This window comes from Paraliomyxa miuraensis (assembly GCF_026337845.1).
In the GTDB taxonomy this organism is placed as follows: Bacteria; Myxococcota_A; Polyangia; order Nannocystales; family Nannocystaceae; genus Paraliomyxa; species Paraliomyxa miuraensis.
In genome coordinates this window covers 229371-244503 of the sequence record NZ_JAOVZF010000159.1, presented here as the reverse complement: position 1 = coordinate 244503, position 15133 = coordinate 229371, and the positions used below count along the sequence as shown (strand labels likewise).

The following is a 15133-nucleotide window of genomic DNA, read 5'->3' as shown; positions in this document are numbered from 1 at the left end:
CTCGGGGTGAACGAGCGCGCGATCGCCCGCGGAGGCGACTACTGCAGCCGCGTGACCTCGATCGAGATCCACGAGCGGCTGGGCTTGTCGCCCACACGCACCTCATAGAGCTGATCGTCGTCGTCGAGCACGTACAGGACGTCGCCGGTCGAGATCCGCACCTTCTCGTGGTCGGCATCGCCAGCGACCGACTCCGCGCTCGAGACCTTCATCGAGAGCTCCCGGTCGGCATAGAAACCGGGGTTGGCGTAGCCGTAGTCGCGCACGGGGCTGCCCTGCTCGTCGAGGCGCAGGTCTTCCTCGGTCACGAAGAACAGCCAGTCCCCCTCGTCGTCACCGGCTCCCACCCGCACGTAGTAGAAGTCGGCGTCGCCCCGGGTGCTGTCGGTGATGAGCCCGGCGAACTCGCGGATCGCCTCGGGATTCTGGCGCAGGTTCTCGCGCGTCTGGGCGATGAGTTCCTCGGTGTCCACGCCGACCTCGACGTCGCGCAGCGACAACGCCACGTCGGCCTCGCCCTCGGCCAGGCCCCCGTCGTGCAGGCGCACTTGGGCGATCTCGAGGATGAGGTCACTGAGATAGGCAGGCGGCGGCGGATTGCCCAGGTCGTTGAACGTCTCCATGACCACCCAGCCGTTCTCGTCCACGCAAGCGCTGAACGCCTCGGCCCCCGTACCGAGCTCGTAGGAATCGCAGTGGGCGGGCACCTGCTCGGCGACCCGCCGGGCCATCTCCACGATCAAGCGCTCGAACTCCCAGTCGGGCAGGTCCCACGCGGGCGAAGTGCCCATGCCCAGCGGCTCCATCGAGGTGCCCCCGGGCAGGAACGCGTCGTTTTCGAACACCGTGAAGGTCAGCTCCTCCACCCGTGGATCGGGCACCAGGCCTTCGATCGTCATCCAGTTGGGATCGGAGTAGTCGAACGCGGTCTCGATCTGGCCGCCGATGCTGTTGACGCTGGCCACGCTCACGTTGCCGAGATCGGCCCCCTTGTAGGGCAGCGCGTTGGCGTTGACCTTGGTGCTCATCACGAAGTCTTCCGCGACCACGGTCAGGCCCTGTGCCTTGGACACGAACCCCGGATGTTCACCCACGGGCCCGAAGCGCTCGGCCATGTCCTCGAAGTTGGTGACCACGTCGACGAGGGTCAGCGGCAGCGAGTTCTCGGCCACCGGATAGAGCCCGTCGGGATGTTCGTCGTCGACGGGTCCGCGCCGATACGTGGCGTTGGGGTGCGAGCCGACCACGTACTCGAGCATCACGTCGGCCACGATGTCGGGCGGGATGAAGTCGTCGGTGACCCCCACCCCCAGGAGGTTCGCCAGGGGCCGGGCGGGCGGGATGCCCACGGTGGCCGCCAGCGCGATCAGCTCCTCCATGTTGGTGCCCTCGAGGTTGGCGTTGTCGGGGGTCATCAGCAGCAGCCGGCGCATGTTCTGGGCTGCGGGGCCGAGCGTGTCCACGTCCTCGGCGGACAGCATGCGCAGCTGCTGGAGCGAGTTGACCATCAGCGGGGTGATGTCGAGATCGGCCAGCCACACGTCGGCCAGGATCGAGCGCGGCATCGCCTGAAGATCTTCGAGTGAGAGCTGGTTGTCGAAGCCCTCCACGTCGAGCGCGAGATAGCGCAGCCTGAGCTCGCGGCTCTCCCCCACCGCGATGTCGGCAGGCGGGGTGTCGTCGGGCAGCGGCACCGTGTCGTCGCTACAGGCCACGAGCGAGGTACCCAGAGCGAGCAAGACGAGAAGGCGAAGCGAATGGAAGGAAGCGAAGCGTCGCATGATGTTCGCAGGGGTTGCGGGAGTGGGATGCCCTAGAGCACGGGGGCCACGGCCACCTCGATGGTGGAGTCGTCATTGCCCATCATGAAGCGGGCGCGGTAGCGTTCCCCCTGGTCGTCCTCGAAGTAGAAGTGGCTCTCTCCCGCGGGCAGCGCGAGCTTCTCGTGGTCCTCGTCGTCGACCCCGGCGATCGAGGTGCTCGAGGCCTTGTCGGTCAGAGAAGCGTCGTGGAAGAAGCCCGGCGTGGCGTAGGCGTAGGGCACGCCCTCGGCGCGATCGTTGGTCGCCGTGAAGTACACGTAGGCCACGCCATCCTCGGCCCGGCGGTAGTAGAAGTCGACCGGATCGTTGTCTTCCTTGTAGTTGCCCAGCAAGAAGTCCGAGATGACGGACGCCTGCTCTTGCAGGTAGGGACGCACCGCCTCGGCGGCCTCGGAGCCCGTCAGGCCGCAGGGGATGTCCTCGACCGTGAAGGCCAGCTCGACGCCCTCGGGGAAGGTGGAGAAGCCGCTGTCGTGCAGGCGCACCTGGGCGACCTCGAGGATCGTCTCCCAGATGTACTGGTCCTCGGGCGGGTTGCCCAGGTCGAGGAGCACGTAGTACTCCACCCAGCCCGGCGGGTTGCCGCCCTGCCCGATATTGACCTCGGCCGAGCCCAGCAGGTAGGCGATCGATGCGGTGAGGCTCTGGTAGTCGAGGTAGGCCGCATAGGTCACCAGGTACTCGAAGTCCCACCGGTTGCGCGACCAGACCGACTGAGGCGAAGTGGGCGCCCCGGGCAGGTTGTCGTGGCACACCGTAGTGCCCGTACACGAGGGCACGAACTGCGGGTACTCGCCGAGCTTGAACCGCATGTCGATGAGGAGGTCCTCGATGAGCCCCTCCACCCGGAACCTCTCGGGGTCGTCGAAGTGGAACTCGAGTTCGTCCTCGTAGGTGGGTCCTGTCTGGTCGACGACGATCGAGGCATAGCCCTTGCCCGGGCCGTCGCTGCCGCCGTCGGCGTCCACGCCTTCCACCAACCGCAGGTTGGAGTCGGCCTCGGCGATCATCTTGAAGTCGGGACCGAACACCTCGCCCTGCACGGGAAAGCTGGGATCGACGATGCCGGGGTGGCCGTCCTGGGGCCCATAGCGATCGGTGAGGCTGGTGAGGTTGGACAGCGCGTCGCCGAGCGTGAAGCCCAGCGCCCCGCTCGGCCCCACTGCCGGGTGGGAGGCCACGAAGTTGTCGCGGAACGCCGCCACCAGCGACGCCGTGGTGATCACGGTCTGGGTGCGAGGAATCGCCAGCGCGTCCGCCAGGATGTCGCTGTAGTCGTCGACGAGACCGAACGTCAAGACCGACAGCACATCGGCGAGTTCCTGCAGGCCCTCGCTGCTGGTGCCCGAGACGTCGAGATTGGCCGGCGTCATGGTGAGCAGCCGGACCATCGCGTACTCGGCACTGCTCTGCCACGTGCCATCGGGGCCCATGAACGTCTGCCCCAGCGGAGTCAGCGAACAATCATGGTTGGGATCGGAGTCGTCGAATTGCCACGCCAGGCCGCATGCGTCGCGCACCGCGGTCAGGGTGTTGGTCAGCAGCGGGGTCGAGTCGAGCTCGAGCAGCAGGATCTCGTCGGCCCGATCGCCGAACAACTCGGCGACCTCCTCCTTGTTCATCTGCAGCGTCAGCGGGGCCGGGGTCGTCTCGGAAAGACGCAGCTCGAACATCGCCTCGGGCCCCACGGGGGGGCCACCGGTCTCGTCGACGCCATCGGTGGAATCACCAACGGTGCCGTCGGACATCCCGTCGGTCCCGCCATCGCTGTTGCCACGGCCCGACCCCGGCCCACAGCCGCAGCCGAGCACGGCGAGCATTCCCAACGCGATCCACCGGTGCATGACGAAGGATCATCGGCGAATTCGCGGGGAAGGTCGAGGTTGGTGGGGGGCCGGGCCTACGGGCCGCGCCATCCGCCGCCACCGGACGGCGCGCGCTCCTCGCCGTGTCGCCCGCAAAGTGGAGATCTCGTTGGACTCGCGACGCTCGATCCCACGGAACTACGTTCCGTCCGTCCCGCCCCCCGACCTATGAGAGGACGACTCGAAGCCCACCGGGCGAACCCTTGCTCTTCCCCAACCTCATCGACGGCCATGGGGCGAGCCTTCGCTCTTCCACCCTCAGATCGAGGCTCGCGGGGGCGAACCTTTCGCTCTGCACTCCTCCCATCGAGGCCCACGGGCGAAATCCTTCGCACTGCACTCCCTCACGTCGAGGCCCACGGGGCGAATCCTTCGCTCTGCAGCCCTCACATCGAGACCCACGGGGCGAACCTTTCGCTCTGCACCCCTCACATCGAGGCCCACGGGGCGAACCTTTCGCTCTGCACCCCTCACTTCGAGGCCCACGGGGCGAATCCTTCGCTCTGCACCCCTCACATCGAGGCCCACGGGGCGGACCTTTCGCTCTGCACTCCCCGATTGCCAAGGTTCAGGGCGGATCGTTCGCCTTCGACGCTTCGATTCCGAGTGCTGAAGCGAACCTTTCGCTCTCGAGCCTCCACCATGCGGCGAAACCACTGGCAGGGCTGGGTTGGCTCCGCTCACGCGGGAGGAGGTGGCGGAACGGGCGGCCTGGGAGGTTCTGCGTCCGCACCTTCGGGAGCCGGCGGCTCGAGAGGTTCCGGGCCCACCTCGTCGGTCGAGGCCGGCGGCTCCTCGGTCGTTCCCTCGGCCTCCGCCGTCTCGGTCTCCGTCGCCTCCGCATCGCCCTCGCCTCCCACGGAGACCTTGCGCTTGCGCTTGCCGGGCCCGGCACCGAACTTGATCTTGGCGTGGATCGCCGCCACCCCGAGGAACATCTTGTAGGTGCCGTTGCCGAGGTCGAAGTCCGACTCGGTGACCGTCCGGGGGATGATGCCCTGCGCCCTGATGTCCCCCAGCAGGCTCACCCGCTCGCGCAGCGCGTACTCCATGCCCACTCCGCCCAACAGGCGATGTCCATCGGGTGAGGCCATGTCGACGGTGCTGTCGGGTGAGGCCCCCGACTGGTAGCCGAAGCTTCCAGACAGGCGCAGCTTGTCGGTCGCCTGCACGCGAACGTTGAGATCCCCGTGCACCGTGTTCTTCCAGTTCCGCACCAGATCCTGCGGCACGCTCTCCCCGATCCCCAGCGCAGGCTGGGCCAGATCGGGCGAGCTGAGCGTGATGTCGATGACGTCGAAGTCCGAGTAGAACACATAGGACACCGAGCCATCGAGCGAGACCCTGGGCGCGACCTGATATCCCAGGCCCAGGGTGAGGCGCTTGGGCAGCGACAGCTCGATGTGGGCCTTGCCCTGGACCACGGGCGGGAACTGCAGGCCCTGCGCGGCCAGGTCCTGCGTGAAGAAGTCGTCGTCCATGTTCAGGGTGAAGTCGCCGTTCAGTCGCATGCGCGAGCCATGCTGGTAGACCAGCGCCACATCGAGCTTCTTGGTGGGTCGCAGGGCAATACCGGCGTTGAACGACACCCCGTGCGAGAGCGCAGGCCCGATGTCGGCCTGACGCGCGAGCAGATCGAGCTCGCGCACGGTGGACGGCGCACTGGGCCCGAGGTCGTTGGCCTGACTGATCGGCGGCGACGCCAACCCATCGGCGAACGACTGCACCGCCGCGAAGTCTTGCACCTTCGACAGCTGCAGGATCGACAGCACGTAGCTGACGCCACCACCGATCGAGATCACGTCGTGGAGCCGGAACCCGGCCGAGATCGTGGTGTGCGTGGAGATCAGCGTGACCGACTGCGCCTGGAAGCGCTGATCACCGTCGTGCGGCAGGCTCAGGATCGCGGCGTAGGGGATGTAGAAGCCCGCGCCGAGGGTGACGCGATCGGCCACCGGCAGCGCCAGGAACCCGTCGAGGATCGGGCCCACCGGGGTGGCCCGCACCGGCTGAGTCACGCCCGTGCGCGAGGGATCGATGTCGGCTGGATCGATCGGCTCGGCGAAGGCGAAATTGTCGGCGTACTGGTACTGCCCTCGGCGATCGCGCTGGTAGCCGATCGAGCCGAAGATGAGGCCCAGGCCCAGGTCGAGCTCGGTGCGATCGATGTAGCCGAGCTGGCCGGGGTTGTAGTGCACCGCGGCAGCATCGCGCACGACCGGTGACGACTGACCGTGACTGAGCGCGGGCGCGTCGAAGCCCGAGGCCGCGGCTGGGCTCGCATGGGCGACGGCCGCGAGCAGGACGGCTGTGGCGAGGAGGTCGAGTCCGCGAAAGGCCTTCGTCACGGTTGCGCATCGTATAACACGGCCCACGACAGGGGCGGTCCCCATCCCCGGAACGGTCCTCGGCCGGCTCGACCGCTACCCAGAGCGCCCATCGGCTGGACACCACATCGGCCGTGCTGGATTCAGAACTGGCCCCCTTCCGGTCGTCCACGGCGGGTGGTCAGGTACACGGCGAAGCTCGCCAGCCAGTGCCCACCCTCGTAGTGCTCGTCGCTCACCGCGGCCAGCCCCGCCTCGGCGTGCCGCTGGGCCGCAGCGCGCAGCGAGGCCCGGCGGAGGTCTTCAGGCGGCAGCCCGTGCTCCAGACCATCGAGCATCCAGGCCCGTGAGAGGCTCAGGCCATCGAGGTGCACCAGCTTGCCATCGGTCCGGTCGGTCGCGCCCGCCACCGGCAGCCAGTCCGCCGAGCCGTCGGTGGGGATCTGGGGCAATGCCTGGTCGAGCCAGCGCGCCAGTTCGTCGGGTGGCAGCACCCGGCGCATCAGATCGGCCGCGCCGAGGCATGGCGAGAGGAAGTCATGGCCCGAGGGCTCGAGATGCAGCGCACAGTCGCGATCGGTGGCGTGGAAGCGTCGGGCGTGAGTACGCAGCAGCTCTGCCATGCCCTCGTTTCCCGTCTGGTCCGCCCAGTCGAGGGCCAGGCCCAGGCCAAAGCCGGTCTGGCCGTGCTCGCCGCTGCGAATCGGCTGGCCGAGCTTGGGCACCCACGCCCGCAAGCGCTCGGCCGCCACGCGCTCGAGCGGGGCGAGCGATTGCGACCAGCGGCGCGCGTCGGGATCGTCCCACCCTCGCAGCTCGGCGGCGAGCTGGAGCAACCACGCCAGGCCATAGGGGCGCTCGAAGCCGGTGTGATCGGCCCGATCGAGGTAGCGGACCTCGGCTGCGATCGCCTCGGGAGCAAAGCTGCGGCCGAGCGCGTCCCGGGCCTTGGCCGCAAGCGGTGTCGTGGGAAACCGGCGGGCGAGGCGGACGAGCAGCCAGTGTCCGTGCACCGCCGAGTGCCAGTCGAAACAGCCGTAGAACACCGGGGTCAGCTGCCGCGGCGTCCCCACGTCGTCGGGACCCGCGAGCACGTGGGCGAGCTTGTTGGGGTACTCCCGGTGCACGCAGGCCAGAGCCATGGCCGCAAAGCGCTCGGCCTGGGCTTCGTCGAGCGAGGGGCCGAAGGCGGGCACATGCGGCGGCACACTGGGGCGCGCGGAGGGGGGAGGGTCGTGCGCCTCGGCCTCGATGCGAGCCTGCGCCGAGCCGGCCTCGGGTGACGCGGCGGGCGAAGCACATGCCGCGACCAGCGCGAGCAACGACGCGATCGGACGGGTCATGACGGCTCGGTCCAGGTCTCGTGCCAGACCACTCGAGCACCGCCACGCTGCCGCTGCACCGACGACAGGGCACACGCCTCGACCCATGAGTTCATGACGCCGCCAGCATACGGGAGGCAGCGCCCGAACACGATCCCGGGCACCACCGCTGCCCGCGACGGTATATCCTCCCCGCCGTGTCGGTCCTGAGGACCCTGGTCAGCTCTTCGCGTGCCCTCATCACCGGGGCCAAGGAGGTCGCGCGCTTTCGCGAGATCGCCCGCGTGTTCGTGCGGCATGGCTTTGGCTGGGTGTTCGCGCAGCTCAAGCTGCGGCGCGAGCTGCAGCCCGATCTCGAGGGCGTCGACCTCACCCGGGCCGCGCTGGCCAGCCCCGACACCGGCAAGCGCCTGGTGGCCGCGCTCACCGAGCTCGGGCCCACGTTCGTCAAGCTGGGGCAGATCCTCTCCACGCGTACCGATCTGCTGCCCGAGAGCATCATCGCCGAGCTCACCACCCTGCAGAGCAACGTCGAGCCGCTGCCGTTCTCCGAGATCGAGGGCCAGCTCATCAAGACCCTCGGCAAGGACTACCGCGAGCTCTTCGCCACTTTCGAGGAGGAACCGCTGGCGTCGGCCAGCATCGCTCAGGTTCACCGGGCGACCCTCGAGGGAGCCGCCGAGGGTGAGGACGGCCCCATGGTCGCGCTCAAGATCCAGCGCCCCGGCGTTCGCCCCAAGATCGAGAGCGACCTGGGCATCCTCTACGCGATCGCGGGCTGGGTGGAGGAGGCCATCGACGAGGCGCAGGCGATGGACCTGCGCGGCATCATCACCGACTTCACCAAGTCGATCTCGCAGGAGCTCGACTTCAAGATCGAGGCTCGCAACCTCGAGCGCTTCGAGCGGAACTTCTCGGAGCTGCCGCACGTGGTGTTCCCCAAGGTGTGGAGCGAGCTGTCGAGCACCGAGGTGCTGTGCATGGAGTTCCTGCCGGGCCGCAAGTTCAGCGAGGTGATCGCGGCCGGCGAGAGCACCGACGAGGTCGTCAAGGTCTACTTCGACGCCGCCTACAAGATGCTGTTCCACGACGGCTTCTTCCACGGCGATCTGCACCCGGGCAACGTGCTGATGCTGCCCGACGGGCGCCTGGGGGTGCTCGACTGCGGCATGGTGGGCCGCTTGTCGCCCGCCATGCGCGACAAGCTCATCGACATCCTGTGGGCGGTGCTCAACGAGGACCTCGAGGCGGTGGCGCGCTCGTTCTGGGCGCTCTCCATCCGCCACGGCCACGTCGACTACCAGGCGTTCGAGGCCGACGTGATCGAGATCGCCGAGCGCTACATCGTGGGGCTCCCCCTGTCCGAGATCCAGATCGGCACCCTGTTCGGCGAGATCGTCGCCGGCGCCACCAAGCACCAGGTCCGCATGCCCACGGACTTCACGATGATGTTCAAGGCCATCATCACCACCGAGGGCATGGCCAAGGCGATCGCGCCCGACCTCGACCCGGTGGAGCTCGCGCGCCCCTACATCGAGCAGATGGTCACGCAGCGCTACACGCCCGAGCGGCTCAAGCAGCAGCTGATGACCGACTTCGGCGTGTTCTCGCGGATGTTCCGCTCGCTGCCCAACTCGCTGCCCGACCTCATCGAGGAGATCCGCGCGGGCAAGGTGGCCCTGGGCGTGGCCCCCAAGACCCTTCGAGCCTGGCAGGAGGCCACCGACGCTCGCTCGCGCCGCGCCGTGCGAGCCGCCCTGACCATCGCCTGCTTGGCATGCGGAACCTACTCGCTGGGCCTGGGCCTGCCCGTCTGGGGGCTGGTGGGCATCCCCGCCCTCTCGGCCGCCTTCTTCTTCGCGGCGGGGGTCGGGGCGTTCTCGCTTTGGCGGTGAGGCCATCCATTCCCCGCCGCGGTCAACGAGCGGAGCGCAAGCCTCCGGGTGCCCCCCAAGCGGGGCGGCTCCGCCGGTACTTGGCCGCGTTGTGTCTTGCGTTCGCGACCGGGGCCTGCGCGACCATCGACGGCACGCTCCCGGTGCCGGTGCCGCGCGCTCCCGATCGAGCCATGCCCGAGCGCGGCTGGCTCGCGGGTGCAGCGGAGATCGACATCACTCCCCCACCCGGCCATGCGATGGGTGGTCACTCGATCGAAGGAGTGGTGGCCCTCGGTGCATGGACGCGGCTGTACGCCCGGGCGCTCTACTTCGAGGATGCGCGAGGGGTGCCGCTGGTGCTGGTGGTGGGCGATCTGTGGGCGGTGGAGCCAGGCCTGCTCGACCGCGTGGCCCAGCGCCTGCACGAGCACCCGGGGCTCTCGCACCTCGGTCGCGAGCACCTGGTGATCGCGGCCACCCACACCCACCACGGCCCGGGCAACCACGGCACGTCGCGCCTCTACAGCGCGTTCGCAGCCCCCGAAGGCGGCCACGACCACGACCTGTTCGAAGCACTCGCGGCTCGGATCGCCACCGCGATCGCCGACGCGGCGGCCTCGCGCCGCCCCGCACGCCTCGTTCGACACACGGTGGCCGTGCCCGCCCTCGCCCGCAATCGCAGCATCGAGCCGTTCCTGCGCAACCCCGAGGCAAGCGAGCTGCTGTCTGCCAACGCCGGCCTGCCGGGCTGCCCCGGATTGCCGGCCGACCTCGCCCCCGCACCCGGGGTCGATCCATGCCACGCGGTGAGCCCCGTCCTCGAGGTGCTGCACGTGCTCGAGCCAACGCCCTCGGGCGCCGAGGCCGACGCACACACCATTGCGATCGCGGGGTTCTTTGCCATGCACCCCACCGCGATGCCCAACCGCACCGAGCTCTACCACGCCGACGTGTTCGGAGTGGCCACCGCCCGCGCCCAGGCCCTGCTCGATGCCCGCGCCGCGGACGATCGTGGGCCCGTGGTCGCGCTGTTCAACGGCGCCGAGGGGGACGTGTCGCCCAACTGGGCTCCGCAGGGGCGCGTGTCCACGGTGAGCCTGGGCCAGGCCCTCGGCGACGCCATCGTGCTCGCGCTCGACGAGCCGGGCCAGGAGATCCGCGGGGAGATCGAGATCGCGTTCGGCTGGCGCCCCATCGCCGGGCAACGCTTCGCCGACGCACACGGCGAGCAGCAGCGTACCTCGAGGCGCGCGCTGTCGGGCAAGGCGCAGCTCGGCGGGGCCGAGGACGGCCGCACGCGCTACCACGAGCGCGGCTTCGCCGAGGGCATCGCGCGCCGACGTCCGCGGTCGAACGGGCAAGGCGTCAAGCGATCAGCGCTCCCATGGCCGGCGTCGCGCTTCACTCCTCCCCCGGGCATGGCGCCGCGCGAGGTCCCGCTGGCCGTGATACGGCTGGGCAGCGTGGTGCTCGCGACGCTGCCCGGCGAGCACACCACCATCCTCGGCCGGCGGATCTCCGCGAGCATCTCGGCCGCGCTTCCCGACCATCCCGACGTGCTGCGAGTGGGGCTCGCCGAGGGCTACCTCGGCTACCTCACCACCCCGGAGGAGTATGCGCTGCAGCACTACGAGGGCGCCTCGATGCTGTTCGGCGAGCAGGCGGGCGCATTGATCGAGCACCACCTGGTGCAGCTCGCCCGTACGGGTACGGTGGAGCGCCGGCAGGCGTATCGCTACCATGCCGGTCGGCCTCGGCGCTGGCGCATGGGGCCAGAACACGTGGATCCAGCACGCCTGCGCTTGCTCGAGGAGCTCGAGCCTCGCCTGTCGGGTGAGCTGGAAACGGGGCCCGTAGCCGGAATGCCTCGCTTCTATTTGTGGGATCGCGCGCCCGAGTGGCCTACCGAGGACCCGCGCGCCCGCATGATCCCACGGGTACGGATCGAGGCGTTCGTGCACGGCCAGGGCTGGCAACCGCTGAGGATCGGCGACGTGCCGGTCGACGATCGCAGCGGAGGGCTGGCCGCCATGCTCACCCACGTCGACGGCGAGCGCTGGCGCTGGGGCGTATGGTGGCTCGATCCCGGCGCTCCACTGGGGCAACCGCTGCGCTTTCGCGTGGAGACCGTGGGCGGCGGCCCCGAGTGCTCGGAGGTCTTTGCGCTGGGAGACTGGTTCCGCCCGCAGGGGCCGGGCTGGCTGGAGCCGCGCGCGTGTGCGGCGGGACTCGAGTGATCGCTCAGCGGGGGCATCTCCCAAGGGCGAGACCGGCAGCCCCACCGAGCCGCAGTGGCAACCACGACTGGCCATGCTCCCCGTTCGGCCTGCCAACCTGATACCGTGAGTTCGTGCGCCTGAGCCCCTGCCCCGAATGTGCCCGGCACGTCCGCGTCGACGCCGGGGTCTGCCCCTTTTGCGATCATCCGCTGCCGGTGCCCACCGCCCGTGCTCGCGTGGGCGCACTGCTGATCGGTGCCGCCGCGATCTCGACGCTGACCGCCTGCCCTCGTGCCGCGACCAAGTACGGTGGGCCGCCCCCGCCCGAGCCCCAGCCGACCGAGGTCGAGACCACCCTCGAAGCTCCCGAGGAGCCGCTGGAGCCCGTCGAGGACACCGCAGCCCCGGAAGAGGCCGACGACGTCGCCGAGCCCGACGCGAGCTGAGCCCCGCGGCTTCGACCAAGTCCCTCAGTCTCGGGCGCAGCGCAGCCCCGAGCCTCGCCAGTACGCAGCCGCGGTTCCCGGGAATCGCTCCGCCCCTCGCAGGCTGGACGCACCGTACTCCCAGTTGCCCCCTCGCATCAGGCGGGCCGCATCGCCGCTCACGTTGGCGCAGTCCTGGCAATCGTTGCCCGCGCCCGCGTACCAGCCCGGATCACTCAGATCGAGCACCCACTCCCATGCCGAGCCCGCCAGCCCCTGCTGGCCATGGCGTCCCGCCCCGGCCGGCTTGGCGAACACGTCGACCATGGTCGTGCCGTCCGTGGCATCGTAGTTGGCCAGCATGGCCGACGGTGCATCGTCACCCCACGGGTAGAGCCGATTGTCGTCGCCGCCGATCGCCGCTCGCTCCCACTCGGCCTCGGTGGGCAGCCGGCCTTCGTCCCAGGCGCAGAATGCATAGGCCAGATACCAGCTCGCGCACGTGAGCGGGTAGGTCTCGTTGCTCGCGGGCATCGCGGTCCACGTGGCCGTCGGGTCGCAGTCGAGTGCGGTCTCGAGCTCGCCCGGCGTGTCCGGCAGCCGGATGTCCCAGCTCGCTTGCCACTGAGTCCCGGCGATCACCGGATGGGCCCCGGCGCCACCATCGAGCACGGCCAGCAGCCCGGCCTTGTCGTAGGCCTCGATGAACCGCCGCATCCGGCCCACGGTCACCTCGTAGCGATCGAGCCCGTACGATCCGACGTACGCGGCATGCTCGGGCAGCTCGTCATCGCCACCGCCCATCCCCGCGTCGAGCCCTCCGAGATCGATCCATGTGCCCTGTGGGCATCCCCAGGTGACGGTGCCCGCCTGGCAGGTCGCCGTGGTCTGACCGCACGCATCGCCGGCCGCCGGCGCCCCCGGGCACGAGTTCGTCTCGCCGCGACCCATCGCGAACCATCCACCGGGCACGGCATCGGTCGCGCAGCAGTGGTCGCCGCCACACTCGTCGGGCGCCATGCCCATGCACGACGGATGGTCCTGATCCCAGTTGCCGCCGGTGGTGTCGTCGCTGGTCGAACCGCTGCTCGAGTCTCCGGCCGTCGTATCGGCGGCCGTCGTACCCGTACCGGTGGCCGAGCCCCCGCCGGTCGCCGTGTCCGTGTTGCCGCTTCCCGGGTCCACGCACACGTTCGACAGGCACACCAGACCTCCGTCGCAGAATCCACCGTCGGTACACGGACAGCCCTCCGCGCCCCACCGGGCACACCGTCCCGGTCGCGCTGCCAGCGGTGGTCCCCGAGCTTCCCGAGCCACCGCCACCAGGGGTCACGTCGTCACCACAACCGAGCGCAAGCACGCAAAGCCACGCAAGCACACCCAAGCCACCGCTCATTCGCATGGTGTCGATGGTATCGAATGGCCTGGCTGTCCGCCCACGTGATGCAGGGGGCACGGTGCCCTCGGTGCGCCGTGTGGCTCAGCGACCGCCTCGAGCAGGAACGCGACAGCCGCCCGCCCAAGGAGTACCAGCTGTCGGTGCTCATGGCTCGCTACTCGATCGGGCGGCTCCGCGAGCCCATCGCCCGCTGATTCTCGCCACGTTCGAGGCGGCGAACACCTACTCCCGTCGCGTCACACGATCCGACAGCTCGTCCACGTCGTCCTCGCGCGGGGGAAAGCGCTCGGCCAGCGCGTCGCCGATCTTCCCGATGACCCGGCACAGCGCCGCCGTCCCCTCACCGGCCCGCATCCCCTCGCTCACCTCCGCGACCCAGCCTTCGAACGGCTGCGGGCCCAGCAGCTCGTCGATCCCCCGGTCGGCCAAGATCACCACGCAGTGCTCCTGCTCCGACAGCATCAAGAGCACCCCGCTGCGATCGCGCGTATGACTGATGCGCTGATCGAAGAACGCCTGCTTGGCCCTCCGCTGCACGGCATCGGCCATCCGCGCGTCGGAGACGAGCCAGCGGGCAGGCAGCCGCCCTCCCAGCCACCAAAGACCCGCGGCCACCAGCGCCTGCAGTGGGAGCAACCACGTCAGCGGATCGAGCGGGAGGGCATCCATCACGCTCGGGATCGCGGCGGAGATCGAGGGCCAGGCCCAGTCGACCGCGGTGGTCAGCGCGATCGCCCCCACGCCGGCCAGCAGCGCGCGTCCTCGCGCATGGTCGTCGCTGCGCGGAATCACCATCACCACCAGCTCGGCTGCCGTACGAGCCTCGGCCGCCGCAATTGCTGCCTCGATCGCTCGATCATCCGCCGCGCTCGATCGCGTCATCGCCCTACCACCCCCCGCTCGCTCCGCCGCCACCGAAGCCGCCGCCCTTGCCCATGAACTTGCGTGCGGCCCGTCCTGCGATCATGAGGCCGATGCCCTCGGTGCCTTCGCGGCCCGATCGCGAGGTCAACCAGCTCCCCACCATCGACAGCACGGCCAGGATCCCAGAGCCGCGCCACAGCGACCCCTCGACGTCCTCCCGCGGGCGCCTGCGCGACACCAGGCCCCGCACCTCTCCGTACCCGCTTCGCAGCCGACGACGCCGCTCCCACCGCCAGCGCAAGTAGAGACCCAATGCCCCGAGCAGCGACGCCGGCCACCATGTGTTCCACATCAGCAGCACCGCCAACACCCCGATGAGCGGCCGCCACCAGCACACGGTGACGACGCCCAGGCACACGAGCGCCATCAGCCCGTACCACAATGGGGTGTGACCGGCCAACGTGCGGGTCCACCAGCTCCGCGGAGGTGCCTCGGGCGGGGCCGTGGTGGGCCCAGCCACCTCGATCAACGCTTCGACTCCCGCCGCGAGCGCCTGGCCGTATCGCCCACTGCGCAGATACGGGCGCATCACCTCGTGGATGATGCGCGCCGAGATCAGATCGGTCACCTCGCCCTCGAGCCCGTAGCCGACCTCGATCCTGACCTTGTGGTCCTCGACCGCCAGCAGCAGCAGCAACCCGTCGTCGTGGCCCTCGCGACCGAGCCTCCAGGCCTCGACCACGCGGATCGAGAACTCTTCGATCGGATCGCCTTGCAGCGACGCAACGACGAGCACCGCGAATTGCCGCCCCGTGGCCTGCTCGTAGTCCCCCAGGCGCTGCTCGAGCCGCCCTGCCTCGGAGGCGGTCAGCACCCCCGCTTCATCGGTGACCCGACCCCGCAGCGCCGGTACGTCCCTCGCCAGCGCCGCCGGGCTCACCCACAGCCAGAGCACCGCGACCACCCCACACCACCACCCGATCCACCCCCGCGGCAGACGAGCCGGTCGCAG

11 protein-coding genes are annotated in these 15133 nt (G+C 69.6%); 4 read left to right on the top strand and 7 right to left on the bottom strand.

Annotated elements, in window-relative coordinates; all coding sequences use genetic code 11:
* Nucleotides 1-38 precede the first annotated feature (38 nt).
* The 4 genes from OEB96_RS32270 to OEB96_RS32255 form a co-directional block, all read right to left on the bottom strand.
* Nucleotides 39-1739, bottom strand: coding sequence for an acetyltransferase (locus tag OEB96_RS32270; RefSeq protein ID WP_266220671.1), 1701 nt, complete (start codon nt 1737-1739; stop codon nt 39-41).
* A 74-nt stretch (nt 1740-1813) separates the two neighbouring features.
* Nucleotides 1814-3667, bottom strand: coding sequence for a hypothetical protein (locus tag OEB96_RS32265; RefSeq protein ID WP_266220670.1), 1854 nt, complete (start codon nt 3665-3667; stop codon nt 1814-1816).
* Nucleotides 3668-4368: 701 nt separating this feature from the next.
* A complete protein-coding gene (locus tag OEB96_RS32260) occupies nt 4369-6036 on the bottom strand; it encodes an OmpP1/FadL family transporter (protein ID WP_266220669.1) in 1668 nt (555 codons plus the stop codon).
* 122 nt (nt 6037-6158) lie between these two features.
* Entirely contained in the window at nt 6159-7358 is a 1200-nt protein-coding gene (locus OEB96_RS32255; protein WP_266220668.1) for a DUF2891 domain-containing protein, read from the bottom strand.
* A gap of 176 nt (nt 7359-7534) precedes the next feature.
* Between OEB96_RS32255 and OEB96_RS32250 the strand changes: the two genes are divergently transcribed.
* The 3 genes from OEB96_RS32250 (at nt 7535) to OEB96_RS32240 (ending at nt 11879) form a co-directional block, all read left to right on the top strand.
* Nucleotides 7535-9232, top strand: a complete 1698-nt coding sequence (locus OEB96_RS32250) for an ABC1 kinase family protein (protein ID WP_266220667.1) — start codon at nt 7535-7537, stop codon at nt 9230-9232.
* 89 nt (nt 9233-9321) lie between these two features.
* Nucleotides 9322-11451: a neutral/alkaline non-lysosomal ceramidase N-terminal domain-containing protein gene (locus tag OEB96_RS32245; protein ID WP_266220666.1), complete on the top strand. Its 2130-nt coding sequence runs from the start codon at nt 9322-9324 to the stop codon at nt 11449-11451.
* 113 nt (nt 11452-11564) lie between these two features.
* On the top strand, nt 11565-11879 hold the full coding sequence (locus OEB96_RS32240) for a hypothetical protein (RefSeq protein WP_266220665.1): 315 nt from the start codon (nt 11565-11567) through the stop codon (nt 11877-11879).
* Nucleotides 11880-11903: 24 nt separating this feature from the next.
* On the opposite strand, the gene OEB96_RS32235 is transcribed toward OEB96_RS32240, so the two are convergent.
* Nucleotides 11904-13064: a formylglycine-generating enzyme family protein gene (locus OEB96_RS32235; RefSeq protein ID WP_266220664.1), complete on the bottom strand. Its 1161-nt coding sequence runs from the start codon at nt 13062-13064 to the stop codon at nt 11904-11906.
* Nucleotides 13065-13277: 213 nt separating this feature from the next.
* Here OEB96_RS32235 and OEB96_RS32230 point away from each other — a divergent pair, with 213 nt between their 5' ends.
* Nucleotides 13278-13451, top strand: coding sequence for a hypothetical protein (locus OEB96_RS32230; protein WP_266220663.1), 174 nt, complete (start codon nt 13278-13280; stop codon nt 13449-13451).
* 28 nt (nt 13452-13479) lie between these two features.
* Here OEB96_RS32230 and OEB96_RS32225 read toward each other — a convergent pair whose 3' ends face one another.
* Both OEB96_RS32225 and OEB96_RS32220 read right to left on the bottom strand, forming a co-directional pair.
* The gene (locus OEB96_RS32225; protein WP_266220662.1) at nt 13480-14139 is read right to left on the bottom strand and encodes a TPM domain-containing protein; all 660 of its coding nucleotides are present in this window, start codon (nt 14137-14139) and stop codon (nt 13480-13482) included.
* Between the two features lie 4 nt (nt 14140-14143).
* Nucleotides 14144-15076, bottom strand: coding sequence for a TPM domain-containing protein (locus OEB96_RS32220; protein WP_266220661.1), 933 nt, complete (start codon nt 15074-15076; stop codon nt 14144-14146).
* Between the last annotated feature and the right edge of the window lie 57 nt (nt 15077-15133).